General features: G+C 68.8%; 21 protein-coding genes and 2 tRNA genes. 14 read left to right on the forward strand and 9 right to left on the reverse strand.

Annotated elements, in window-relative coordinates:
* Positions 1–57 precede the first annotated feature (57 nt).
* Together SALPAC4_RS0110120 and SALPAC4_RS0110125 are read left to right on the forward strand one after the other, a co-directional pair.
* Positions 58–462 (forward strand): hypothetical protein, encoded by a 405-nt coding sequence (locus tag SALPAC4_RS0110120; RefSeq protein WP_019870232.1) that lies wholly within the window; start codon positions 58–60, stop codon positions 460–462.
* A 262-nt stretch (positions 463–724) separates the two neighbouring features.
* Positions 725–2284 (forward strand): S8 family peptidase, encoded by a 1560-nt coding sequence (locus SALPAC4_RS0110125; RefSeq protein WP_027644718.1) that lies wholly within the window; start codon positions 725–727, stop codon positions 2282–2284.
* Positions 2285–2351: 67 nt separating this feature from the next.
* On the opposite strand, the gene SALPAC4_RS0110130 is transcribed toward SALPAC4_RS0110125, so the two are convergent.
* The 3 genes from SALPAC4_RS0110130 to SALPAC4_RS0110140 all read right to left on the reverse strand — a co-directional run bounded on the left by SALPAC4_RS0110130 (position 2352) and on the right by SALPAC4_RS0110140 (position 4415).
* Complete coding sequence (locus SALPAC4_RS0110130; protein ID WP_019870234.1) at positions 2352–3158, reverse strand: WecB/TagA/CpsF family glycosyltransferase; 807 nt, start codon at positions 3156–3158, stop codon at positions 2352–2354.
* Positions 3155–4228 (reverse strand): NAD-dependent epimerase/dehydratase family protein, encoded by a 1074-nt coding sequence (locus tag SALPAC4_RS0110135; RefSeq protein WP_019870235.1) that lies wholly within the window; start codon positions 4226–4228, stop codon positions 3155–3157. Before SALPAC4_RS0110135 ends, SALPAC4_RS0110130 begins: the two co-directional genes overlap by 4 nt.
* Positions 4229–4329: 101 nt before the next feature.
* A tRNA-Leu gene (locus SALPAC4_RS0110140) sits at positions 4330–4415 on the reverse strand.
* Between the two features lie 222 nt (positions 4416–4637).
* On the opposite strand from SALPAC4_RS0110140, the gene SALPAC4_RS0110145 reads away from it, so the two are divergent.
* From SALPAC4_RS0110145 to pknB, 7 genes are read left to right on the forward strand one after another with little or no spacing between them, the layout of a single operon-like run.
* Positions 4638–5426 (forward strand): FhaA domain-containing protein, encoded by a 789-nt coding sequence (locus SALPAC4_RS0110145; protein WP_018730922.1) that lies wholly within the window; start codon positions 4638–4640, stop codon positions 5424–5426.
* A 6-nt stretch (positions 5427–5432) separates the two neighbouring features.
* Complete coding sequence (locus tag SALPAC4_RS0110150) at positions 5433–5918, forward strand: FHA domain-containing protein FhaB/FipA (protein ID WP_018254878.1); 486 nt, start codon at positions 5433–5435, stop codon at positions 5916–5918.
* Positions 5915–7396, forward strand: coding sequence for a PP2C family protein-serine/threonine phosphatase (locus SALPAC4_RS0110155; protein WP_019870236.1), 1482 nt, complete (start codon positions 5915–5917; stop codon positions 7394–7396). Before SALPAC4_RS0110150 ends, SALPAC4_RS0110155 begins: the two co-directional genes overlap by 4 nt.
* 28 nt (positions 7397–7424) lie before the next feature.
* Positions 7425–8915 (forward strand): FtsW/RodA/SpoVE family cell cycle protein, encoded by a 1491-nt coding sequence (locus SALPAC4_RS0110160; protein ID WP_027644720.1) that lies wholly within the window; start codon positions 7425–7427, stop codon positions 8913–8915.
* A complete protein-coding gene (locus SALPAC4_RS0110165; RefSeq protein WP_019870238.1) occupies positions 8912–10414 on the forward strand; it encodes a peptidoglycan D,D-transpeptidase FtsI family protein in 1503 nt (500 codons plus the stop codon). The genes SALPAC4_RS0110160 and SALPAC4_RS0110165 overlap by 4 nt, the downstream gene beginning before the upstream one ends.
* A gap of 1 nt (position 10415) precedes the next feature.
* Positions 10416–11840 (forward strand): serine/threonine-protein kinase, encoded by a 1425-nt coding sequence (locus SALPAC4_RS0110170; protein ID WP_019870239.1) that lies wholly within the window; start codon positions 10416–10418, stop codon positions 11838–11840.
* On the forward strand, positions 11837–13678 hold the full coding sequence (pknB, locus tag SALPAC4_RS0110175; RefSeq protein ID WP_019870240.1) for a Stk1 family PASTA domain-containing Ser/Thr kinase: 1842 nt from the start codon (positions 11837–11839) through the stop codon (positions 13676–13678). Before SALPAC4_RS0110170 ends, pknB begins: the two co-directional genes overlap by 4 nt.
* 101 nt (positions 13679–13779) lie before the next feature.
* Here the strand turns inward: pknB and SALPAC4_RS0110180 are convergent, their stop codons facing one another.
* The 4 genes from SALPAC4_RS0110180 to SALPAC4_RS0110195 are packed head-to-tail and all read right to left on the reverse strand — an operon-like array spanning position 13780 to position 17091.
* A complete protein-coding gene (locus SALPAC4_RS0110180) occupies positions 13780–14430 on the reverse strand; it encodes an aminodeoxychorismate/anthranilate synthase component II (RefSeq protein ID WP_019870241.1) in 651 nt (216 codons plus the stop codon).
* 3 nt (positions 14431–14433) lie between these two features.
* Entirely contained in the window at positions 14434–14733 is a 300-nt protein-coding gene (locus SALPAC4_RS0110185; protein ID WP_019870242.1) for a hypothetical protein, read from the reverse strand.
* Positions 14734–14737: 4 nt separating this feature from the next.
* Positions 14738–16291 carry a class E sortase gene (locus SALPAC4_RS26410; RefSeq protein ID WP_080640883.1) on the reverse strand — a complete coding sequence of 518 codons (1554 nt, stop codon included), beginning with the start codon at positions 16289–16291 and terminating at the stop codon, positions 14738–14740.
* Complete coding sequence (locus SALPAC4_RS0110195; RefSeq protein WP_019870244.1) at positions 16288–17091, reverse strand: DUF881 domain-containing protein; 804 nt, start codon at positions 17089–17091, stop codon at positions 16288–16290. Before SALPAC4_RS0110195 ends, SALPAC4_RS26410 begins: the two co-directional genes overlap by 4 nt.
* A gap of 186 nt (positions 17092–17277) precedes the next feature.
* Between SALPAC4_RS0110195 and SALPAC4_RS0110200 the strand changes: the two genes are divergently transcribed.
* The 3 genes from SALPAC4_RS0110200 (at position 17278) to SALPAC4_RS0110210 (ending at position 21415) form a co-directional block, all read left to right on the forward strand.
* On the forward strand, positions 17278–17541 hold the full coding sequence (locus SALPAC4_RS0110200; RefSeq protein WP_018254868.1) for a cell division protein CrgA: 264 nt from the start codon (positions 17278–17280) through the stop codon (positions 17539–17541).
* 310 nt (positions 17542–17851) lie between these two features.
* A complete protein-coding gene (locus tag SALPAC4_RS0110205; RefSeq protein ID WP_019870245.1) occupies positions 17852–20047 on the forward strand; it encodes a (Fe-S)-binding protein in 2196 nt (731 codons plus the stop codon).
* A gap of 360 nt (positions 20048–20407) precedes the next feature.
* The gene (locus tag SALPAC4_RS0110210) at positions 20408–21415 is read left to right on the forward strand and encodes a C40 family peptidase (RefSeq protein WP_050564976.1); all 1008 of its coding nucleotides are present in this window, start codon (positions 20408–20410) and stop codon (positions 21413–21415) included.
* Between the two features lie 142 nt (positions 21416–21557).
* Here the strand turns inward: SALPAC4_RS0110210 and dcd are convergent, their stop codons facing one another.
* Complete coding sequence (gene dcd / locus SALPAC4_RS0110215; protein WP_019870247.1) at positions 21558–22136, reverse strand: dCTP deaminase; 579 nt, start codon at positions 22134–22136, stop codon at positions 21558–21560.
* 77 nt (positions 22137–22213) lie between these two features.
* On the opposite strand from dcd, the gene SALPAC4_RS0110220 reads away from it, so the two are divergent.
* Positions 22214–22750, forward strand: a complete 537-nt coding sequence (locus SALPAC4_RS0110220; RefSeq protein ID WP_018730907.1) for a pyridoxamine 5'-phosphate oxidase family protein — start codon at positions 22214–22216, stop codon at positions 22748–22750.
* A gap of 111 nt (positions 22751–22861) precedes the next feature.
* Here SALPAC4_RS0110220 and SALPAC4_RS0110225 read toward each other — a convergent pair whose 3' ends face one another.
* Positions 22862–23863, reverse strand: a complete 1002-nt coding sequence (locus SALPAC4_RS0110225; RefSeq protein WP_019870248.1) for a zinc metalloprotease — start codon at positions 23861–23863, stop codon at positions 22862–22864.
* A gap of 290 nt (positions 23864–24153) precedes the next feature.
* Between SALPAC4_RS0110225 and SALPAC4_RS0110230 the strand changes: the two genes are divergently transcribed.
* Positions 24154–24227 (forward strand) — tRNA-Gly (locus SALPAC4_RS0110230).
* Positions 24228–24567 lie beyond the last annotated feature (340 nt).

A 24567-nucleotide genomic window follows, 5' to 3' on the forward strand; every position in this document is an offset into this window, starting at 1 on the left:
GGCGCAGGTCAGTGACCCGCCGCGCCGATCGGCAACCGAACGAAGTAGGCGAGACGGATGACGACGATCGGGTCAGAGAACCTCACCAACGGTCCGGGTAAGCCGGAGCGGTTCGGTGGCAAGTACCGCGGGACACGCCGGGACACGGTGCTCACCGAGGTGGTGTCACCGGAATCCGAGGCTGGCGAGCGGCAGGATGCGTCCACACCTCCGCGACCTGCGCCGCCACACCCCCTGCCTTCGCTCGACCCGGAGCCGCCAACCGGGCCGGGTTTTCCGGCCGATGGCTGGTCAACCGGACCGGATGAGTCACTGGTTGATCACCCGTTGCTGCGTGGTCTCCTGCTGGAACTGCCCCCGAAGGGCAGTGTTCCGCCGCCGGGTTGGCTGGACCGCTGGTTCGAGGCGACCCGAGCCATCCTCGAACTTCTCTACGTGCAGGGCTCGGGGCGCTCCCGCTGACCGTTGTGTCCGCGTCGGGCCGCTGGTCAGGCGCGAGTCCGCGGTGCTGGTCGGTGGTGCCTGCGGTGGCTTTGTCCCCCGGTGGTCGGACGTGGCCCCGTCGCCCGCTCGGTGACTTCCGGGGCGGGCCACTGGGGTCCGGTAACTAGATGTGTTGATTTCTCATCTCCCCGCCGATTATTCTCATCGATGGATTGGCATCTATCGATTGACTCGCCGGGAGTCGGTCGACCTCGATGCCATCCGGAGGGAGACAGAGGAGATGGGTCTATCTCGAAGGTCCATGTTCGTCGGACTAGCCACGATGGCCATGATGGCGTCCGCAACCCCCGCTATGGCCGCTGAACCGGTTGGTGAGATCCGTAGCGCGGGAGGCGCTACGGCCGTAGCCGACAGCTACATCGTGGTCTTCAAGGACAGCGCGGTAGGCCGCGGTGCGGTCGAGCGGTCAGCCGATCGCTTGGTGGACCGGCACGGTGGCCAGGTTGCCCGGACGTACACCGCAGCCCTCCGCGGAGCCGAACTGCGGGTGGACGCTGGTGCCGCCGCTCGGATCGCGGCCGACCCAGCGGTGGCCTACGTCGAGCAGAACCACCAGGTGTCGATCACCGGCACCCAGAACAACCCCCCGTCCTGGGGTTTGGACCGGGTTGACCAGCGCGACCTGCCGCTGGACAACTCCTACACCTACCCGAACACCGCCAGTGACGTGACTGTCTACATTCTCGACACCGGCATCCGCACCACGCACCAGGACTTCGGTGGTAGGGCTACCTGGGGCACCAACACCGCCGACAACAACGACACCGACTGTAACGGGCACGGCACGCACGTCGCCGGCACCGTCGGCGGCACGGCGTACGGCGTCGCCAAGGAGACCAGCCTGGTAGCGGTGAAGGTGCTGAACTGCGCGGGCACCGGCAGCTGGGCCGGGGTGATCGGCGGCGTCGACTGGGTGACCGCGAACGCGGTCCAGCCGGCGGTGGCGAACATGAGCCTTGGCGGCGGTGCGAACAGTGCGTTGGACGACGCGGTGACCAACTCGATCGACTCCGGTGTCACCTACGCGCTGGCGGCGGGTAACAGCAGTGCCAACGCCTGTAACTACTCACCGGCCCGCACCCCCGACGCGATCACTGTCGGCTCTACCACCAGTAGTGACGGAGTGTCCTGGTTCTCCAACATCGGAAGCTGCCTGGACATCTTCGCGCCGGGCTCGTCGATCACCGCGCCGTGGATCGACAGTGACACCAGCACAAACACGATCAGCGGCACGTCGATGGCATCGCCGCACGTCGCGGGTGCCGCGGCGCTGGTCCTGTCGGCCAACCCGTCGTACAGCCCGCAGCAGATTCGGGACGCGCTGGTCGACAACGCCACCGACGGTGCGATCGGCTCCCCGGGCAGCGGTTCCCCGAACAAGCTTCTCTACGTCGGTGACGGTGGCACCACGCCGCCTCCGCCGCCGCCGACCGGTTGCTCCGGCACCAATGACACCAACGTGTCGATCCCGGACGCCGGTTCCGCGGTGACCAGCTCGATCGCCATCGCCGGCTGCGACCGGGACGCCTCCTCCTCCTCGACCGTGGCGGTGGACATCCCCCACACCTGGCGGGGTGACCTCGTCATCGACCTGATCGCGCCGGACGGCTCGTCCTACCGGCTGAAGACCAACGACCTGTCCGACTCCGCCGACAACGTCAACGAGACCTACACGGTGAACCTCTCGAGCGAGGCAGCCGACGGCACCTGGAAGCTTCAGGTCCGCGACGTCTACCGCGCGGACACCGGCTACATCGACACCTGGACCCTGACCGTCTGATCTGGTTCCACGGGGCGGGGCCCTTTCCGGAGTCTCCGGGAGGGGCCCCTGCCGTGCCGCGACCTTCTCAGACCGCGAAGCTGGTGGGCTGGTCGGTGGCGGGTTCCGGCGGCTCCGCCTTCCACAGGCCGGTCTTCTGTGCGGTCAGCCGGGCCAGGTAGGCCGGGTTGAGGATCACGTAACGGCGCCAGAGGCGTTTCGGTTCCAGGCCGAGCCGCCAGAACCACTCCAGGCCGGCCCGTTGCATCCACGGTGGCGGCTGCCGCAGCAGACCCGCGTGGTAGTCGAAGGCCGCGCCGACCGCCATCAGCGGCATGTCCAGCAGCGGCCGCATGGCGTACGTGAAAATCTCCTGCCGCGGGCAGCCCAGCCCGACCAGGACGAGTCGGGCCCCGCTGTCCCGAATCCGATCGGCGATCTCGACATCCTCACCGGGTTGCACCGGTCGGAACTTGGACGGCTCCACCCCGGCGAGCTTCAGCGCGGGAAACATTCGCTCCAGCGCCGGCACCAGGGTCGCGAGGGTCTCCTCGGTGGAGCCGTAGAGGTAGACCGGAAGGCCCTCGTCGGCGAAGCGGGACAGCACATGCAGGGTGAGCGTCGGGCCGTAGACCCGGTCGGTCAACCCGGCGCGGTGCAGCAGGTTGAGCGCCCAGCGCACCGGCTGCCCGTCCGGAGTGACCACGTCAAACGAGTTCAACCGGGCATTGTGTGCGGGATCGAGCACACCGGTCATCACGCCGTGAACGGCCAGGGCGGTCAGCGCCAGTGGCTGCCGCTCGTGCGCCGCTGTTACCACCGTCTCGGTGGCGGTGGCGTAGTCGGTGACATCGACGAGGACGCCGAGCACGTTCCGCTTGCCCCGGAGGGTCATGACTGCGGAACCCACTTGTCGACGTTGGCCTCGTAGATCTCACGCATGATCATGGGCACGTCGTAAACCTGCTTCCAGTCCGGGTAGTCGGCGTGGAAGGCTTCGTTCGAGCCGATCCACCACTTGTGGTCGCCGATTCGGTTCGCCTCGACGTACTCGGAGTCCATCTCCTGTCCGGTGATCTGCTGGGCCAGGGCGAAGGCCTCGCGCATCGAGGTGTTGGAGTGCCGGCCGCCACCCAGGTTGTAGACGGCGGCGGAGCGCGGGTTACGGAAGAACGACTCAAACGCCGAGACCACGTCCGAGCTGTGGATCGCGTCCCGGACCTGCTTGCCCTGGTATCCGAAGATCTTGTACTTCCGGCGCTCCATGTTGGCCCGCATCACGTACCCGAGGAAACCGTGCAGCTCGGTGGCGGCGTGCGCGGGCCCGGTCAGGGTGCCACCGCGGAAGCAAGCCGTCCGCATGTCGAAGTAACGGCCGTACTCCTGCACCATCACGTCCGCCGCCACCTTGGAGGCGCCGAAGATCGAGTGCAGGCAGGCGTCGATCGACATGTCCTCCCGGATGCCCTGCTCGTACGGGTGCCCGGGCGCGATCTCCCACCGGGTCTCCAACTCGACCAGGGGCAGGCTGTTCGGCCGGTCGCCGTAGACCTTGTTGGTGGAGCAGTGGATGACCGGCGCCTCAATGCAGTGCTCGCGGACGTTCTGTAGCACATTGAGGGTGCCGGCGGCGTTGACGTCGAAGTCGGTGAACGGGTCGCGGACGGCCCAGTCGTGCGACGGCTGCGCTGCGGTGTGGATCACCACGGCGGTGTCGCGGCCGTATCGGCGGAAGAGCTTCGCGAGCGCATCCCGGTCGCGGATGTCGATGCTCTGGTGCGAGTAGGCGGCGCCGAGTTCCTCGGTGAGCCGTCGGACGTTCCAGGCGGTCGAGGCCTCCGCGCCAAAGAATTCCTGCCGCATGTCGTTGTCGATACCGACGACGTTGAGGCCGAGGCTGGCAAAATGCCGGACCGCTTCGGAGCCAATCAGACCGCCCGATCCGGTCACGAATGCGACACTCACACGTCACTCCTGGTCCGTCGGAGTCAAGAACGATCGGAGCATAGCGTGACGCAACGTGCCCCGAGACGGCGCGAGGGCCCCGCTACTGCGGAGCCCTCGTCTGGTGGGGAAGGGGGGAGTTGAACCCCCACGCCCTTTCGGGCACACGGACCTGAACCGTGCGCGTCTGCCATTCCGCCACTTCCCCGTGGCTTCAACCGGAGACACCTGCTGTCCGGCCCCCCGGGCTGTGCCGGGCTCGGGACATTCTACGTGGCTCCTCGCACTTGCCACCAACGGTTACCCTCGTAGGACGGCCACCGTTTGTGGCGGACGAAAGACTAGCACGACGGAGCCGGCCCGCCGAACGGGCCGGGATCAGCGCGGCCGAGCGGCGTGTGAGCTGCACGCTCCTCGGCCGGATACCATCATGTCCTCGGGACCCGAGGAGGAGCCGGTGAGCGTGCTGCAACGCTTCGAGAAGCGTCTGGAAGGCCTGGTCGAAGGGGCTTTCGCCAAGGTCTTCAAAGGGGTGGTCCACCCCGTGGAGATCCTCAACGCCATGCAGCGGGAGGCCGAGGCGCACAAGGCGATCCTGGCCGGTGGGCGCACGTTGGTGCCCAACCGCTACGTGATCGATCTCTCGCCATACGACCACAGTCGCCTGGCGCCGTACGCCGCCGCACTGGCCCAGGAGCTGGCCCAGTCGCAGGCGGAGTTCATCGGCGAGCAGGCGTGGACGGTCTACGGCGACGTGATCGTCGAGATCGAACGGGGGGAGGGGCTCGACACCGGTATGTTCCGGGTCACCGCCGAGGTGTACACCGGCGGTGAGGTCGCCCCGGTGTCGGGGCCGGGCTACGACGCCGGACCGCCGGCCTACCCCGCCTACGAGCAGGGGGGCGGCTACGGTCCGCCGCCCGGTCAGGGTGGCGGCCACAACGTGCGGCTGGTCTCCGGCGACGGGCGGACTTACCCGCTCCAGCTGGGCACGACCGTGATCGGCCGGGGCGACCAGGCCACCCTGCGGCTACCCGATGTCGGCATCTCGCGGCGACACGCCCGGCTGGATTTCGACGGCGGGCAGGTCGTGCTGACCGACCTCGGGTCGACCAACGGCACGATGGTCAACGGTCAGCGGGTCTCCGCGGTCGCTCTGAACCCCGGCGACATGGTCCAGCTCGGCACCACGACGCTGACCTTCCGCGTGGACGGCTGATCCGCCTTGCCGGAGCTCGTCATCACCGTTGCCCGGTTCGGGTTCCTGATCCTGCTGTGGATTTTCGTCTTCACAGTGGTCGGGGTCATTCGCCGGGACCTCTTCGCGGGTGCCCGCTCTGGTCGGCTGGTGGCGGCCCCCCGGGGCGTCGGGGCCGTCCTTGGCCAGGGCGGCAAGCCGGCCCGGGTGAAGCGGGGAAAGGCGGCACACCAGCTGGTGGTGACCGCTGGCCAGCTAGCCGGCACCCGCATCACCCTCGGTGAAGCGCAGATCACAATCGGCCGGGCCGAGGATTCCACCCTCGTGATCACCGATGATTACGCCTCCGCCCGACACGCCCGGCTCGTGCCTCGCGACGGGCAGTGGTTCGTTGAGGACCTCGGTTCGACTAACGGCACCTACCTGGATCGCGCTAAGGTCACCGGACCTACCCCCGTCCCCCTCGGCGTGCCGATCCGCATCGGGCGCACCTCACTCGAATTACGGCCATGACTCTGACCCTCCGCTATGCGGCCCACAGCGACCGCGGGCTGATCCGAGACGGTAACCAGGACTCCGTCTATGCCGGGCCACGGCTACTCGCCGTCGCCGACGGCATGGGCGGTATGGCCGCCGGTGACGTCGCCAGCAACATCGTCATCGGTGCCATGGCGCCGCTGGATGAGGATGTCCCGGGCAACGCCCTCGTTGATGCGCTTCGTTCGGCTGTCACCAACGCCACCCAACAGCTACGCGAGACCGTTGACGCCAACCCGCAGCTGGAGGGGATGGGGACGACGCTCACCGCGATCCTCTTCTCCGGCAGCAAGCTGGGCATGGTGCACATCGGCGACTCCCGTGCCTACCTCCTGCGGGCCGGTGAGTTCGCCCAGATAACCAAGGACGACACCTACGTCCAGATGCTCGTTGACGAGGGCCGGATCAGCGCCGAGGAAGCGAGTAGCCACCCCCAGCGGTCGCTGCTGACCCGGGCTCTTGACGGGCGGGACATCGACGCGGAGTACTCGGTCCGCCAGGTCCTTACCGGTGACCGGTACCTGATCTGTAGCGATGGTCTCTCGGGCGTGGTGAGCGCGGAGACGATCGTGGAGACGATGCGGGAGTACGCCGACCCGCAGCAGTGCGTGGAGCGGCTGGTCCAGCTCGCGCTGCGCGGTGGCGGACCGGACAACATCACCGTGATCATCGCCGACGCGACGGACCAGGACATCGTCGAGGCGACCCCGATCGTCGGTGGCGCTGCCGCCCGGGACCGGGGCATGGCGACCTCCGCCGATGACTCCACCCCCGCGGCCCGCGCCTCGGCGCTCTCCGGGTCTCCACCGGCGACGCCGGACGAGTCGACAGCCGGGGTTGACGACGAGCCGGAGCGCCGTCGCCGTCGCCCGATCCGCCTCGCGGCGGTGAGCCTCGCCCTGCTCGTCCTCCTGGGCGGAGCGCTCTACGGTGGGTGGAGCTACACCCAGCGGCACTACTACGTCGGAGCCACGGACAGTGGCCAGGTCGCGGTGTTCCGCGGCATCGAGGGGCAGATCGCCGGCATTGACCTCTCTGCCGTGCACTCGACCAGCTCCGCCAAGCTGGACGATCTCACGCTCGCCGCGCAGGAACAGGTCAAACAGGGCATCCCGGCCAAGAGCGAAGCGGATGCGCAGCGTCGGCTGGCCGAGCTGACCGCCGACACCCCGACCAACCCAAACCTGAAGCCGACCTGTCCCCCCAGCCCCAGTCCGAGCCCGAGCCCGCCCGTGGTGCCGAGCCCGACGGCGGAGCTCGCTGCGCCGACGTCCGCTTCCGCTCCGAGTTCGCCTCCGGCGACCTCCGCCACCCCGAGCGCACCTCCGGCGAGCTCCGCCACCCCGAGCACGCCGGCAACCGGCGTGCCGACCGACCCGACCCCCTCGCCTGACGCCTTGCCCGCCATCCCACCGCCGGCCATCGACCCGGCCGCCTGCCGGTCGCCCGAGTGAGCGCCGGCTTGAGCTGTCAGGACATTCAGTGACCGCAGCGGCCACGTCGACGTCCCCGCCCGCCAGCACGGGCGGGCAGAGCGGCGTGCGGCTGGCCCGGTCCCGGCGTAACGCCGAGCTGTCGCTGCTGCTGCTCGCCATGGTGCTGGTCGCCGCGTACGGGGCGATGGTCGAAGCCAGCGTGCTCGATACGGTCACGCCGAGCTTCTGGGTGCCGGCCGCCGCGCTGAGCGCGGTCTTCCTCGGCCTGCACGTGGCGATCCGGTTCCTGGCCCCCTTCGCCGACCCGGCCCTGTTGCCAGCCGTCGCCCTTCTCAACGGCCTCGGTGTCGGCTTCCTGCACCGGCTGGACCTGGCCCGCGCCACCCCGGCCGAGCGTGCCGACCTGGCGACCTTCGCCGGCACCGGCGGGCGCCAACTCGCCTGGACGCTGATCTCGGTCGCTCTCGCCGCCGGGTTGCTCGCCGTGGTCCGTGATCACCGTTCGATCTCCCGGTACGCGTACACGCTGGGTCTCGCCGGCATCGTGCTGGTGATGATCCCGGCGGTGCTACCGCCGAGCATCTCCGAGATCAACGGCGCGAAACTCTGGATCCGCGTCGGCGGTCTCTCCATCCAGCCCGGCGAGTTCGCCAAGCTCGCGCTGCTGGCCTTCTTCGCGTACTACCTGGTCCGCAAGCGGGAGGTCCTCTCCCTGGCCAGTCGCCGGTTTCTCGGTGTCGACTTCCCGCGGGGTCGGGACCTCGGGCCGGTCGTGGTGGTCTGGCTGATCAGCCTCCTGGTGCTGGTCTTCGAGAAGGACCTGGGTACCTCCCTGCTCTACTTCGGCATGTTCGTGGCGACGCTCTACATCGCCACCGAACGGGTGAGCTGGCTCATCATCGGCTTGGTGCTCTTCTTCGGTGGCGCCTATCTGGCGTACGTGTTGGGCGACGTGATCGGTGGCCCGTTCGCCAACTTCTACCTGCGGGCCAATATCTGGCTGGACCCGTTCGCCGACCCGTACAACGACGGCTATCAGTTGGTGCAGGGGTTACTCGCCCTTGGTAGCGGAGGAATGTTCGGCGCCGGGCCGGGCGCCGGCCAGCCGCTCAAGCTGCCCGAGGTGCAGAACGACTTCATCTTCGCCGGCCTCGGTGAAGAGATCGGTCTCTTCGGTCTCTCCGCCCTGCTGGTGGTCTACCTGCTCATCGTCGAGCGGGGGCTGCGCGCCGCGCTGGCGGTCCACGACTCGTTCGGCAAGCTGCTCGCCGGTGGTCTGGCGTTCACCCTCGGGCTCCAGGTCTTCGTGATCGTCGGCGGGATCAGCGGACTGATTCCGCTCACCGGCCAGACCACGCCGTTCCTCTCCGCCGGCGGTTCGTCGCTGATGGCGAACTGGCTGCTCATCGCGATCCTGCTTCGAATCTCGGACGCCGCCCGTCGGCCGGTGACCGGTGGTGGCTCTCCGTCGGCCCGACCGACGGGCGGACCGCCAGAGCAGCTACACGGTGCCCCCACGGAGGTGATCAGACCGTGAACGCACCACTGCGCCGGGTGGGTCTCGTTGTGATGGTCCTGTTCGGGCTACTCTTCGCGAACCTGAACTGGATTCAGGCCTACAAGGCCGACGACTACCGCAACAGCGACTACAACGGCCGGGTCCAGGTCGCCGAATACGAGCGTAAGCGCGGCAACATCGAGGCTGGCGGTACGGCGTTCGCGGTGAGTAAGGAGACCGACGGGGAGCTGGAGTACCTGCGCACCTACCCCGGTGGGGCGAAGTACGCCCACGCGATCGGCTACAAGCCGGTCAACCTGGCCGACACCGGCATCGAGGAGGCGGAGAACGCATTCCTGGCCGGCACCAGCGACCAGCTCATCGGCGACCGGCTTCGGGACCTGGTCACCGGCGATGAGACCGCCGGCGCGAACGTCCTGCTGACCCTCTCGAAGCAGGCGCAGGACGTCGCGTACGAGCAGCTGCGGGAGAACCGTAAGGGAGTCACCAAGGGCGCGGCCATCGCGCTCGACCCGCGTACCGGGGCGGTGCAGGCGCTGGTTTCGATGCCGAGCTTCGACCCGAACCCACTGGCCAGTCACGACCCGGACGTGGCCACGACGGCCTACAACGAGCTGCAGCAGGACCCGGAAGGGCCGCTGAAGAACCGGGCGCTCGGCGAGGTGCTCCCGCCGGGCTCCACCTTTAAGATCGTGACGGCCGCCGCGGCGCTCGAGAACGGTGTCACCCAGGACACGAAGATCCCTGCCGGGCCCAGCTGGACCCCGCCCTCCTCGGGCCTGCCGATCGGGAACGCGGCCGCCTCCATCTGCCCGGAGGCGGAGGTCACCCTGATGAACGCGGTGACCGAGTCGTGTAACACCGGCTTCGCCCAGCTTGGCGTGCGCCTCGGCGCGGACACGCTTAAGGAGAAGGCCCGGCAGTTCGGCTTTGAGCAGGACGACCTGACCGTCGGCCGGCTCGGTGAGGATGGCGAGCCGGTCGCCGCCAGTCGGACCGGCGGCATGGAGAACGCCGACGGCAGCGTTGACCCGGCTGCCCTCGCCCAGTCCTCCATCGGCCAGCGTGATGTCCGGATGACTCCGCTCCAGGGCGCTCTGATCGCCGCCACGGTCGCCAACGACGGCAGCCAGATGCGGCCGTACCTGGTCAGTCAGATTCTCGGTGCTGATCGCACCACCAACTACTACACCGCCGAGCCCGACGAGTTGCGTCAGCCGGTCAGTGACCAGGTCGCCGCCGACCTGCGGGAGATGATGGAGAGTGCCGTCCAGAACGGCACCGGCCGCAACGCCCGGATCAGCGGCTACACCGTCGGTGGCAAGACCGGTACGGCACAGGACGGGGATAAGCCTCCCCACGGTTGGTTCATCGGCTTCGCCCTCGATGAGGACGGAACCCCGGTCTCCGCGGTTTGTGTCCTGCTGGAGGAGGCCGGCGACGGCGGCAGCGCCGAGGCCGCCCGGATCGCCGGGCAGATCATGCGGGCGGCCATCGCCTCGCCGGGGAGCCGCTGACATGCTCAGTCCCGGGGTGAAGCTCGGCAACCGCTACCGTCTCGACGAGCGGATCGCCAGCGGCGGCATGGGCGACGTCTGGCGCGGCACCGACGAGGTGCTCGGCCGGACGGTTGCGGTGAAGAGTCTCCTGCCGGCGCTGCTCGACGATCCGGACTTCGCCGAGCGGTTCCGGGGCGAGGCGCGCACAATGGCGACCATCAACCACCCTGGTGTCGTTGACATCTACGACTTCGGCAGCGACCAGCAGATCGCCTTCCTGGTGATGGAGCACGTGGAGGGCGAGGCGCTCCTGGCCACCCTGAACCGGGTCGGCCGGCTCACCTCCGCCCGGACGATGGCCCTGGTGGCCCAGGCCGCCGACGCGTTGCACGCCGCCCACCTGGAGGGCATCGTGCACCGAGACGTGAAGCCCGGCAACCTCCTCGTCCGGCCGAACGGCACCCTGGTGCTCACTGATTTCGGTATCGCCCGATCTGACCTGGTGGCCCAGCTCACGGCCGCGGGCTCGGTGCTCGGTACCGCCTCCTACATCTCACCGGAGCAGGCCACCGGTGCGGTCGCCACCCCCGCCTCCGACGTTTACGCCCTCGGTGTGGTCGCCTACCAGTGCCTCTCCGGCCGGCGGCCGTTTGCGGGCGACAACCCACTCGAGATCGCCCTGCAGCACGTCCGGGAGACGCCTCGGGCGCTGCCCGCCGACATTCCACCGCAGGTGCGGGCGGTGGTCGAGCGGGCCATGGCGAAGGACCCGGCGGACCGCTGGCCGAGCGCGGCGGCGCTGGCCGGGGTGAGCCGACAACTGAAGGCCCAGCTCTCTCAGGCAGCCCGGACGGCGGGACAGGCCAGTCCGGTCTCACCGGCGCCGGGTCGGGCCAGTCCGGTTTCGGCGGTGCCGGGTCGGATTAGTCCGGTTTCGGCGGTGCCTGCCGCCCCAGCGCCGGGCCGAGCCAGCGTGGTGTCGGCCGCGCCCGCCGCGCCGGCGCCGGGTCGGGCCAAAGTGCCGTCACCGGTCGTTGCCCGTTCACCGCAGGTTGCCCGCTCAGCGGTGGCACCGCAGCCTTTCCCCCCGCCCGCCCCGCAGCCGCAGGCCGGTCGGTCTCCGGTCGCCGCTGTGCCGCTGGGGCCAGCGCGTCCCGGGCATCCGCCGGTGCCAGGCCCGCCGCCCCGCCGGTCCCGGTTCGGGAGAATGCTCCTCGCTCTCCTCTTAGCCGCTCTGGTCCTGACCTGCTTTGGCATGGTTTCCTACGTTTGGGACGAGGTGACTGCCGGGCCCTCCGGCCGGCCGGGGCCGTCGCCGGGAACCTCCGGCGAACTCCGGCTCGACGGACGCGACGATTCAGACCGAACGTCGTACCGTCAACTGCAACTGCCCTCAACGGGCGGCGACGAGACGACGACGAGCGAAGGACGACAGACGCGATGACAGCGCAGGCCCGCCTGCTCGGTGGCCGCTACCAGGTCGGCGAGCTTATCGGCTACGGCGGCATGGCCGAGGTGCATCGCGGTCGTGACCTGCGACTGGGTCGGGATGTTGCGATCAAGATGCTCCGGGCCGATCTGGCCCGGGACGCCACCTTCCAGATGCGGTTCCGACGGGAGGCGCAGAACGCCGCCTCCCTCAACCATCCGGCCATCGTCGCCGTCTACGACACCGGCGAGGAGCAGGCGCCGACCGGTGAGACCCTGCCGTTCATCGTCATGGAGTTCGTCGGCGGGCGGACCCTGAAGGAGGTGCTGGGCGGCGAGGGGCGGCTCCAGCCGCGCCGGGCGCTGGAGATCTGCGCCGACATGTGCGCGGCGCTGGAGTTCAGCCACCGGCACAGCATCATCCACCGGGACATCAAGCCCGGCAACGTCATGCTCACCCAGACCGGCCAGGTCAAGGTGATGGACTTCGGGATCGCCCGGGCGTTGGCCAGCGGTGCGACCACGATGACGCAGACCAGCGCCGTGATCGGCACCGCCCAGTACCTCTCGCCCGAGCAGGCCCGCGGCGAGTCGGTGGACGCCCGTTCGGATGTCTACGCCGCCGGCTGTGTGCTCTTCGAACTGCTCTGCGGGCACCCGCCGTTCGTCGGGGACAGCCCGGTAAGCGTCGCGTACCAGCATGTCCGGGAGGCGCCACCGACGCCCAGCGACCTCAACCCGGAGGTCCCCCCAGCCGTTGACGCGATCATCCTCAAGGCGCTGTCGAAGAACCCCCTCAACCGCTACCAGAGCGCCGGCGAGATGCGGGCGGACCTGCTGCGTGCCGCCGCCGGACGGCCGGTCATGGCGACCCCGGTCCTGCGGGAGGAGGAGACCACCCAACTCGCCCCGGCGGGCGCTGGATACCCGGCCGCCGCGCCCGGTCCGCGTACCCAACAGATTCCGGCCCGCGTCGGCGACCCACGGCGGCGCCGGGCGTCAACGTGGCTGATCGCCACCTTCGTCGCGCTCGGCGTACTCGCGGTGGTCGCGTTGGTCGTCGACCAGATTCGGCCTCGGGAGCCCGAGCGGGTCACGGTCCCGCAGGTGACCGGGCTGACGCAGGCTGCAGCGTTCGAAGCGATCCAGCGGGAAGACCTGGTGCCGGACACCGGCGAGGCGGTCCGCGACAACGACTGCACCAAGGACAGGGTGGCCAGGCAGGAGCCAAGCCAGGGCCAACGGCTCGCTCCGAACACCACCGTCACGGTCTATATCTGCGCTGGGCCGGCGACGGTGGAGATTCCGAACACCCTGGTCAACGCCAACTTCGACAACGCGAAGCAGCAGCTGGAGAACCTCGGCTTCGAGGTGGAGCGCGATGATGTCAACAGTGCGGAGCCGGAGGGCACCGTCGTGGGGGTGACGCCGGATCAGGGCAGCCAGGCGGCGGAGGGGGAGGTGGTCACACTGACCGTCTCCAGGGGCAACATCGGCACCGTGCCGAACGTGGTGCAACGCCGCGTCGAGGATGCCAAGGAGGATCTCGAGGACGCCGGCTACGAGGTCAAGGTAAGAGATGGCCAGCCGGTGCCACCGGGCGAGGAGGGCCGGGTGACGAACCAGGACCCGCGTCCGGACACCAAGCTTAAGAAGGGCGAGCCGGTGACCATCACGGTGACCGTGCTCGAGGAGCCAACGGAGCCCCCGACGCCGGAGCCGACCGAGACGCCAACGCCGACGCCGACGCCGACGCCGGAGCCGACCGAGACGCCGGGCGATGGTGATGGCGGTGGGGGCGGCGGTGGCCTCCCCCTCTCGACCACACCTCCGGCCCGCCTTCCAACCCGCTGACAGGCCGGTCACCCCGCGTCGGAGCTACGGCGCGGGGCGGTTGGCCTTGTCAGGCAGGCGCGGGACGCCCCACGCCGTCGTCAGGCGCGGTCGATCGTCGGTCAGGTGGTGCTGAATGCGGTACGCCGGCGCGCGTCGACCTCGGCCGCCAACGCGGGGGCTCGCTCCAGCGCCTCCGGAAAGCCGCAGGACGCCAGCCAGTTCGCCAGCATGAGGTGCCCGCCCTCGGTCAGGACCGACTCGGGGTGAAACTGCACCCCCTCGATCGGCAACGTCCGGTGGCGCATCGCCATCACCACGCCGGAGCTGGTCCAACCGGTGACCTCCAACTCGTCCGGCAGCGTCCCCGGTACGAGCGTGAGCGAGTGGTAGCGGGTCGCGGTGAACACCTTTGGTAGGCCGGCCAGTACCCCAACGCCCTGGTGCCGAACCTCGGAGGTCTTGCCGTGCAGCAACTCCGGGGCCTGGGCGACGGTGGCACCGAACGCCTCCCCGAGCGCCTGGTGGCCGAGGCAGACACCGAAGAGGGGAAGCACCCCGGCGTACTCCCGGATGACATCCAGGCAGACACCGGCGCGGTCCGGGCTGCCCGGGCCAGGGGAGAGCAGGACGCCGTCCGCGTTCGCCTGCCCGACCTCCGCGACGCTGATCTCGTCGTTGCGGCGCACCTCGCAGTCGGCGCCGAGCTGACCCAGGTACTGCACCAGGTTGAAGACGAACGAGTCGTAGTTGTCGATGACCAGGATGCGCACGGGTCACTCTTCCGGAGAGGGGGGCGAGTTGTTCTCGTCGGTGTCGTACGGCAGGTCGTGCCCGTCCTCGGTCGGTGCCGGCCCGTCGCCGGCCGGCGGGTAGCCGGGAACATCGGGGTCGCCGGGGTCCCCGGGGACCCCCGTTTCCTGGGTGACCTGTACATCGTCGAAGGGGAGCAGCGGCTCAGCCCAGGGGAAGACGACGTACCAGAGCAGAGCGACCGCGGCCGTCGCTAACAGGACGCTGCCGGCCAGCTTGCCGGGAAGCCCGAACGGCAACTTCCGCCAGATCCAGGCGTACATCTCCTCAGCCCCCCAGTTCCGATGGTCGACCCGCCGACTTGGCCTGGGTTCGGTCCAGCTTCGCGTGGATGATCAGGCGCTCGTAGTTGTCGAACTTCGGATGGCAGGTGGTCAGGGTGAGCATCGCGTCGGTCGGCTTGGCTTTCGGTTCGCCGGGAACCGGCGCCACCACCGCCACCTCGCTCGGTTTGACGATGTGGTTGCGGGTGACGCGGTAGATGTGCCAGTTGTCCCGATCTTCGGCAACGATTACGTCGCCGTCGTCCAGCTCGTCAAGCCGCCAGAAGGTGGCCCGGTTCCGGTGCCCAGCGACGGAGAAGTTGCCGAGCTGGCCGGGGAGGGCGCTCGTCGGATAGTGGCCCGGGGCGTATCGGAGGTCCTTCTGGGTCACCCCCTCGACAACAATCCAGTTCTTGTCGAGCCGCGGGATGTACAGGCCGGCGATCGGAGTGCCCTGCACCTCCGGCGCGGGGGCGGGGGCGGAGGCGGAGGCGGAGGCGGAAGTAGCGGAGGGCGTCACAGTCGGGTCTCCGGTGGGCCCCCACGCCTCGGCGAGCTGCTGGCTGAGGTCGTTCTGGTGGGCGTTGACGATTATCGACTTCCCCCAGATCTCGTATCCGGCGAAGAGGAGTACCACCATGCCGAAGGTGATGAGAACCTCTCCGGCAGCGCGGACGCCGGTGCGGAGGCGGGACCGGAACGTCGGTCGGGTCAACTCCGAGTAGACGCTCCGGTAACCATCGGCGGACTGCTCTGGGCGAAGCTTGACCACCCGCTCGCCCCGGCGCGGCTCGGCCGGCTCCCCGGTGGCGGGTTCGGCCGGGGCGTTCGCGTCGCGGGGTGGCTGGGGCACAGCGCCCATCAGGGCGGTGGAGTCGAGTGGCGGCGGGGTGTGGCTGGCTACCCGTGGAATGAGCGCGGTGGCCGCCGGATCGGCGGCAGGGCCGGTGCCCGGGGCGGCATCGGGACCGGCGCCGGCACTCGGGGCGGTGCTGGTGTTCGCGGCTGGGGTTCGCAGCGGTGTCGTCGGGATGAGCGCGGTGGGGGCGTCAGCCGTTGACGGGGTGCGGTTCCATGCTGACCGGCTTGGGTTGACGGGGCCTGGTGGCGGGGAAGGGGTGGCTGGGCCCGATGAGTGGGGTGGGGATTCGGGCCGAGGTTCCCGGTGGCCTGCGGGCGGCTGGTCGAGGGGGCGATCAGCCGCCGGCACCGTCAGCGGTGATGGTGACGGGTACGCAGCGTCGAGGTTCGAGCCGGTTGGAGGTGTGGAGGCGGGGCGGGCCAAGTGCCGCGGCGACTGGCTCCGCGGGCGCGGCGACGTACCGGTCGATCCCGGTGGCTGACTGGGCGGGCCCAGCTGGCTCGGCAGGTCCGACTGACCCGACTGGCCTAGCGGGTCCGACTGGCTCGGCCGGCCCGACCGGGTCGGAGGTCCCGGCGAGGGTGATGACGGCTGATCCGATTCGTGCCGGGGCTGCTGGGGGCGGTCCAGTCGCGGCAGGAACGCCGTCTGGTCGTCATCCTGATCGGGCTGCCAGTTCTCCGATGCCCTGGTCATTCGGGCACCGTCGCCAAACGGAGTGCGGCCGAGCCATCGAACGCTGGCACCGTCACGGTGGAGACAGCCTCCTTATAGCCCAGCTTGTAGGTTTTCGCCAAGTCCCTGAACAACCGGACTCCCTCGGACTCGGCGAGGGCCCGCTGGAGGGTAGCGGGGTCGCCGATCGCTACGATCTTGAATGGAGGGGAATACACCCGGCCATGGAGCAGCAGGGTGTTACCGACGCAGCGTACCGCGCTGGTGGCGAGCACGCGGACATCCATGATTGACATCGCCTCCGCGCCGCCGGCCCAGAGGGCGTTCACCACGGCCTGTACGTCACCCTGGTGCACCACCAGGTCGTCGTTGGTGACGCCCGTGGGCAGGCTGCCGTCGCTGCGCCGCGGCGCGTCGTTGAGCTCCACGGTCACCCCGAGGCCGGTGAGGGCGGTGAAGCCGGCCGGTTCCTGGTGGGTTGCCGCCCGCTCCTGCTGCTCCTGGATCGCGCCGTCGGAACCGGCGAGGGCGTTGGTGCGGGCCTCGACGCTCGCGCGGAGGTCCGCCGCCCGCTGCTCGCTGGCCGCCACCTCGGTGTGGCGGTCCTGGATGAGCTGGTTGAGCTGGGGGCGCCGGTCCTCGCGCAGGGTGGTTCCCCCAGCGGTGGTGGCGGTGGTGGTGAAGAGCAGCCCGGCCGCCGCGGCGATCAACGGCACGCCGACCGGCCAGCCGAGTCGGCGCCGCCGCGGGCGTCGGATGAGGGCGGCGACGACGCGTCGGCGCACCTTCCGCCAGGAGGCCGCGCCGGATGTGTACTCCACGGGGCTCCCTCCCCTCGTCGCTGCCAGCCCGCTCCAATGACCTCTCCGGGTGTTGGAGAAGACCCTTTCGTGGCCTGAACGGGTCTTCCGGACTACGCTAGCTGTCGAACATTATTGGCCATGGACCGTCGCCCTCGCGCCCGGTTGTCAGGCCGGACGAGGTCGTCACCCCCTCTGGAGAGCGTCGTGCCCAAGTCTCAGGTCCGTAAGAAGAAGGTGTACACCCCGCCGACGGACGTGCGTCCGACGGCGACGGCGGCGACGCGTAAGCCTAGCCCGGTCTGGTTGCCGGCCACGGCGGTCGCGCTCATCGTCGCCGGCATCGGCTGGCTGGTGGTCTACTACCTTTCCGAGCAGGCGTATCCGGTCATGTCGTGGGGTTACTGGAACCTCGCGGTGGGCTTTGGTGCAATGGTCGGCTCCCTGATCCTGCTCTCGCGCTGGCGTTGACCACACGTTGACCCGCGCGCCGGCTCCGGCCGGCGCGCCCGCCTAGCCAGCTCGGTCGACTCGGCCCCAACCGGCGCTGCCGGGCGCGGCACCTTATGGTGTGGCGCAGGACGGCGTCGTTCGGAATGCGAGATGCGTCACGTTACCGCTGGGTAACCCCTTGCGCGTAGGCTGCACTGCACGACCGGGCGAGGCAAGGTCAACGATCGGCTCGGGTCGAGGACGTGGCAAGAGTTTCGCGCGCCGCGTCCTGACCGGGTGTCGATCGCCGAGCCGCTCGAGGCAGTAGTAGACCGGGAGGGCCGACTCGATGGGCAGCGTCCAGATCGTCACCACGATCGTCGCGGCCGCCATCACCGCTGTGGCGGTGTGGCTCGCCGTGCGGGCAGTCATGAAGATGGTGGCGGTGATCCGGCTGGGCCAGCCGGATCCGGCCCGCTTCACCGACTGGGCCACGCGGACGAGGACGATGCTGGCGGAGACCGCCGGTCACACCCGGATGCTCCGCTGGAGCCTGGTGGGGGCCGCGCACTGGTTCGTGATGGTCGGGTTCATCGTGCTGTCGCTGCTGGTGCTCGAGGCGTACTTCGAGGTCGTCTCCCCCACCGGCGGGCTCCCGCTGGTCGGGAACTGGGCGGTCTACGGTTTCGTCACCGAGTGGCTCGGCATCTTCGGTATCGCCAGCATCCTGGTATTGATCGCGATCCGGGTGCGCAACCGGCCGACCCGGCCCGGTGGAAAGTCCCGGTTCACGGGCTCAACCATGTGGCAGGGCTACTTCGTTGAGGCCGTCATTCTCGGCGTCCTGGTGATGGGTTTTCTCATCCGGGGCTTCCGGGTCGCTACTGATCACTTCGAGCACCCGGCCTGGGCGACGCCGCTGAGCCACGCCGTCGGTGGGCTGCTACCGGAGTGGGAGGCCGGGGTCAGCGTCGCCGCTGTCATCAAGATCGCGATCTCGATGTCCTGGCTGATCGTGATTTCGCTGAACGTGACCATGGGGGTCGCCTGGCACCGCTTCCTGGCCTTCCCCAACATCTTCTTCAAGCGCAAGCCGGGCCAGCCGGGCTCTGGGCTCGGTGCGCTGCGACCGATGACCAGTAACGGCGAGCTCCTCGACTTCGAGGAGGCGGATCCGGATAAGGATCAGTTCGGTGTCGCCCAGGTCGAGCAGTTCACCTGGAAGGGGCTGCTGGACTTCAGTACCTGCACCGAGTGTGGCCGCTGCCAGTCCCAGTGCCCGGCGTGGAACACCGGTAAGCCGTTGTCGCCGAAGCTGTTGGTGCTCAGCCTCCGCGATCACGCCTACGCGAAGGCCCCCTACCTGCTAGCCGGCGGCGGCAAGGATCTGACCGGTGCGGAGAAGGCCGCCGACGGGCAGCTCGCCCACGTTGACGCATTGGCGCTCGCCGAGGCGGAGAAGCCGCTGATCGGCGGCGCCGAGGAGTCCGGTGTCATCGACCCGGACGTGCTCTGGTCCTGCACCACCTGCGGGGCCTGCGTCGAGCAGTGCCCGGTCGACATTGAGCATGTCGACCACATCGTCGATATGCGCCGCTACCAGATGCTCATCGAGTCCAGCTTCCCCTCGGAGGCCGGGGTGATGCTGCGCAACCTGGAGAACAAGGGCAACCCGTGGGGTGCCCCGCAGAACACCCGAGAGGACTGGACCAAGGGTCTCGACTTCGAGGTGCCGCGGGTCGGCGAGGTTGACGACTTCGAGTATCTGTTCTGGGTTGGCTGCGCCGGCGCCTTCGAGGACCGGGCCAAGAAGACCACCCGGGCGGTCGCCACGCTGCTGCACGAGGCCGGCGTCTCCTTCGCCATCCTGGGCGAGGGGGAGACCTGCTCCGGTGATCCGGCTCGCCGGATCGGCAACGAGTTTGTCTTCCAGATGCTCGCCCAGCAGAACGTCGAGACTCTGAACGAGGCGTTTGACGGCCGGGAGAAGAGCCGCCGCAAGATCGTCGCTACCTGTCCGCACTGCTTCAACACCCTGGGCAACGAGTACGGGCAGCTCGGTGGCGAGTTCGAGGTTGTGCACCACACCCAGCTGCTGGCCCACCTGGTGGCCACCGGCGCGCTGACGCCGGTGCAGCCGATCGATGGCGGCGTCACCTACCACGACCCCTGCTACCTGGGCCGGCACAATCGGGTCTTCGCTCCGCCGCGGGCGGTGCTCGGCACGGCGGTTCAGGGCGAGCTCACCGAGATGCCGCGGAACAGTGAGCGCTCCTTCTGCTGTGGTGCCGGCGGTGCCCGCATGTGGATGGAGGAGAGAATCGGTAAGCGGATCAACGTGGATCGGGTCGAGGAGGCCATGTCGACCGGCGCGGCGACGGTCGCGGTCGGCTGCCCGTTCTGTTCGACGATGCTTAACGACGGCGTGAACGGTAAGGGCGCTGGCGAGCAGGTCGAGGTGGTTGACGTGGCGAGCGTTCTGCTCCGGTCGGTACGCCCGGAACAGCCGCCTGTTGACCAGGAGAGTGAGCAGGTCGCGGGCTGATTTTGCCCTGGGCAGGGACGGCGGCGGCACCTGATGGTGCCGCCGCCGGTCGCTTCACCGCCAGCCCTGACTGAATCTCGATTACTGAGGGTAATTGTTGTGGATATCAATGTACTGTAGATCCGCAATTTTTGAGTCGGGTCAGTACTATTTGTGGGCGGTTGACTACGCAGAAGTGAAAGCGGTTCGTCTGCCTTGATTCCGCACCGGGGCCCTCCCTATTGTTGTGGTCGGCTGCGGTGGATCGTCTGCCTCGTATCCCCCCCCCTTGTTCCGGGGCGCCCCGTGGTCCGGGTTGCAAAAGGAGTCCGGGTGGTCAAGGAGTCCGGGTTGCGCAGGGAGACGGTGCCGGTGGCAAATATGCCCCCTCATCGTCCGAACTCGGCGCGGCCGCGCCGTCCGGGAGGAGCACGTCGGGCCGCTCACGGGCTACTCGCCGCGGTCGCCGCGGTCGCGGTCAGTCTCGGTGTGCTGGCGGCCCCGGTGCAGGCCGAGCCGACCGTGGAGGAGATCGAGGCCGCGATCGACGAGCAGTGGCGCGAGATGGAGCCCACGATCGCGGAGTACAACAAGGTTCGGGCGCAGCTGAAGGTCAACCGCGAGAAGTCGGAGGACCTGGCGGAGAAGCTCGTTCCGCTCCAGCAGAAGAGCGAGGCCGCATCGAAGCGGATCGGCGGCCTGGCCTCGCAGTACTACGTCACTGGACCGTCACGGGAGCTCGGGGCGCTGCTGGTCAGCGATGATCCGAATGAGATCAGCGAGGAGTTGGCCTTACTGAATCGGGTTGCCCTTATGGAGCACAAGCAACTCGAAGAAGTGCTGACGACCCGCAAAGAGTACGAGGGCCAGAAAAAGGAACTCGATGAACTGATTGCCGTGCAGGACAAGCAGCAGAGCGAGCTGGCGGCGAGGAAGAAACAGATCGACGCCGAGATCAAGCGGCTCAAGGACTCACTCCCGGTAACTACGGTGTCGACCCCCCAGTGCCCCACCATCAACGGTGTGGTCAGCGAGGCTGCCCGGACCGCCATCCGGACCGCCTGCGCTCAGGTGGGCGACCCGTACGTGTGGGGTGCCACCGGCCCCGACTCGTTCGACTGCTCCGGGCTGACGCAGTACGCGTACAAGGCGGCCGGTGTCTATCTGACGCACTACACCGGCGCCCAGTGGAACGAGGGTCAGGCGATCTCGCGCTCCGAGGCGCGCCCCGGCGACCTTGTCTTCTTCTCCAGCCCCAGTAACCTGCACCATGTCGGCCTGTACCTGGGTAACGACCAGATGGTGCATGCGCCCCGGACCGGCAAGCCGGTCATGGTGTCCAGCATCAACACCATGCCGTCGATCGCCGGCTTCCGCCGACCCGGCTGATCCAGCGACTGCATCGAGGGCCCCGGACGACCTGCTCGTCCGGGGCCCTCGTCGTGTGCGTCTGTCGGTTTCCCGGCGGTGCCGCCGCCCCATCCGTGGGTAGCCGCCAGCTCGCCCGGGAGTAGTCGCTGGTCGTCCAGCGTCAGCGCGTCGGCCAGGTGCGCCAACTCTGCCAGGAGCGGCTGGGTGTCGGGCCCCGCTGCCCCTGGTAGCGGGACCCGTAGACAGCCGATCCGTACGGGTGCTCGGCGGGTGAGCAGAGGCGGAAGATGCAGAGCTGACCGATCTTCATGCCGGGCCAGAGCATGATCGGCAGGTTCGCCACGTTGGAGAGTTCCAGTGTCACGTGGCCGGAGAAGCCCGGGTCGATGAAGCCGGCGGTCGAGTGGGTGAGCAGCCCGAGCCGGCCGAGTGAGCTCTTGCCCTCCAGTCGGCCGGCGAGCTGGTCGCCGAGCGAGATGACCTCGAGGGTGGAGGCGAGCACGAACTCACCGGGGTGCAGCACGAACGGCTCGCCGTCGGGTACCTCGACCGGCGAGGTCAGGTCGTCCTGCTGCTGGGCCGGGTCGATGTGTGTGTACAGGTGGTTGTTGAACACCCGGAAGAGCTTGTCCAGCCGTACGTCGATGCTGGATGGCTGGACCAGCGTGGGATCGAACGGCTCCAGCGCCAGCGTGCTGGCCTTGATCTCGGCGGCCAGGTCACGATCGGAGAGAAGCATCGGACCACCATAGCGAGTGGGGCGACACGCGCCCATTTCGCCTGGGCATTCGAACGCACGTTCGATAGGGTGCGGGTATGGCTTCCTGGTCCGAGTTCGCCGCCGACGTACCCCGCCTCGCCGATGGGGTCCGTCGGCTTCTCCAGCAGTACGGGCCGGGCCTGGGCTACCTGGCCACGGTCCGCGCCGACGGCGGTCCTCGCGTGCATCCGGTCTCCCCGGTGCTCACCGAAGAGGGCCTCTTCTGCTTCGTGATCGACTCGCCCAAGCGGCGCGACCTGGAACGCGACGGGCGTTACGCGCTGCACTCCTTCCCCGCCGAGGAGAGCGACGACGAGGCCTACGTCGCGGGTCGGGCCCGGCTGGTGACGGATCCGGCCCGGGTGACCCACTTGGCCCGCCGGCACTGCGCGATCTACGACATCGACTGGCGGCTCTTCGAGTTCAGCATTGATGTCGCGATGATCGCCCAGCACGACATCGCTGGCGTGGCGCGACCGGCTGTTCAGGTTTGGCTGGAGCCGGGTGGTCAGGCCGCGTCGGGTCACCCCGGCCAGCCTCGACGTGCCGGCTCGCCGACCCCCACCGTCGATCAGGGCAGCGCGGCGGCCTGAGGGTTCATCGACCAGGGCAGCGCAGCGGCCGGGCCACGCCGCCCCGGCCGTGCAAGCGCCGCTGCCGGCTCCACACGTTCGGAGCCGGCGGCAGACCGTACCGGTCGAGGGCTATGCCCGATACGCATTCCAGGCGGTCAGCATGCGGCTGGCCTGGCCCGGAGTGAATTCGTACATGCAGGAGTCGTACGTGTAGTCCATGAAGTTGTGGATCGGGTCCACGCCCGCTGAGGAGCAGGTGTCCCGTCCGGTGGGGCACTGGTAGGCCGGGGAGGCTTCGGCCGGGGTGTCGCTGACCCCGTCCCCGGAGCCACTACAGCCGCCTTGGAAGGTGTGGTAGAGGTTCAGCCAGTGGCCAACCTCGTGGGTGCCGGTGTCGCCGAGGTTGTAGTTGGTGGCGGTGCCACCCGGCAGTGACTCGTTCAGCACGACGACGCCGTCCAGCTTGTTGATCGAGCGCTTCGGGAAGGTCGCCCAGCCGAGCAGGCCGCTCGACAGATCGCCGAGGTAGAGGTTGAGGGTTTCCGCGCCACCGGTGCGCAGGGACCTCTTCATCGACCGTTCCGTTGATGAGCCGTAGTTGATCGGGTACCAGCTCGGGTTCGTAACCCGGTTGATCGACTGGAGCGTGAAGCCGAAGGCCGTCGGTGCGCCACCGGTCGCTCCGGCGAACGACTCGTTCAGCACGTCGATCTGGGCATGGATCATCGAGTCCGGGATGTTGCCGCCGGCCCGCGTGCTGTTTTCCTGGATGACGTGCACCACCACCGGGATGGCGATCGACGCCGGAGCCACGGGCGCGAAGGCGGCGGCGCCCTCGCGCCGCGCCTGCTTCTCCGCCAGTTCGGCGAGCTCGCTCTCCCGTGCCGCCACCTCGGCTTCGGTCAGGTGGTTCGGGTCGTGTTCGGTGATGCCGTCCGGCCGAGCCTTGGCCCTGGCGTTGGCGTGGACCGGCTCGCACTCCTCGCTTGCGGCATGTTCCGCGGCGTGGTTCGCGAGCGGTGCCGCGTGCGCCGGGACGTAGCCGGCCGAGACGGCGCCGAGGAGCAGTGCGAACGATGTCGACGCGATGCCGGCGCTTCGACGGGACAGTAGGTTGAGACGGAGGCCCATGGGCCACCTCCTTCTGGCAGCACAGCGGGGGAGTGTGCGTGCCATGGCAGGAAACGTAGGGCAGACGCTACAAGACATCGACATCTTTGAAAATGCTGAGCCGGCTCGGAAGGGGCCTGACGGGCAGTTCGCTCCCTCCCCTGGCCGGACTCGTCCGGATGGCGGCACCGCCAGCGCCGACGTTCGCGGCTGCGGGCTCAGCCCGCTCTGGGCTGTCGCTCACCGGCCGGTCGGGTCGGCGGGTGCCGGGATGTGCGCCGCGCGGGGCTTCAGGTAGAGTGGTCCCACCTGCGGGTGTAGTTCAATGGCAGAACATCAGCTTCCCAAGCTGACAGTGCGGGTTCGATTCCCGTCACCCGCTCCACGCACGGAAGCCCTGGTCAGGACAGATGTCCCGCCAGGGCTTCCGTCGTTCTAGGTCACGCTGAAACAAGGATGGGCCATTAGCGGGCCATTAGCTCGCCCCGGCGGCGGGTCCGCCGCCCTCGGTAACCCGCTTGACCTGTCATCATGCAACTGATCATCCCGCCGCCCGCTGGTCCTGATCATCATCCCGCGACCCAAAAATGATCAACCAGGGGCTACGGTCATGATCAGCCGGAGTCGATCCACACCGACTCCCAGGTTAAAGATCAACGTATCGGTCTCGATCCAGCGTGGTGAATCACCGTGCGTACGATGCGGTATGCCTGCTGGCGGACCAA

Source organism: Salinispora oceanensis, from assembly GCF_000383575.1.
GTDB lineage: Bacteria > Actinomycetota > Actinomycetes > Mycobacteriales > Micromonosporaceae > Micromonospora > Micromonospora oceanensis.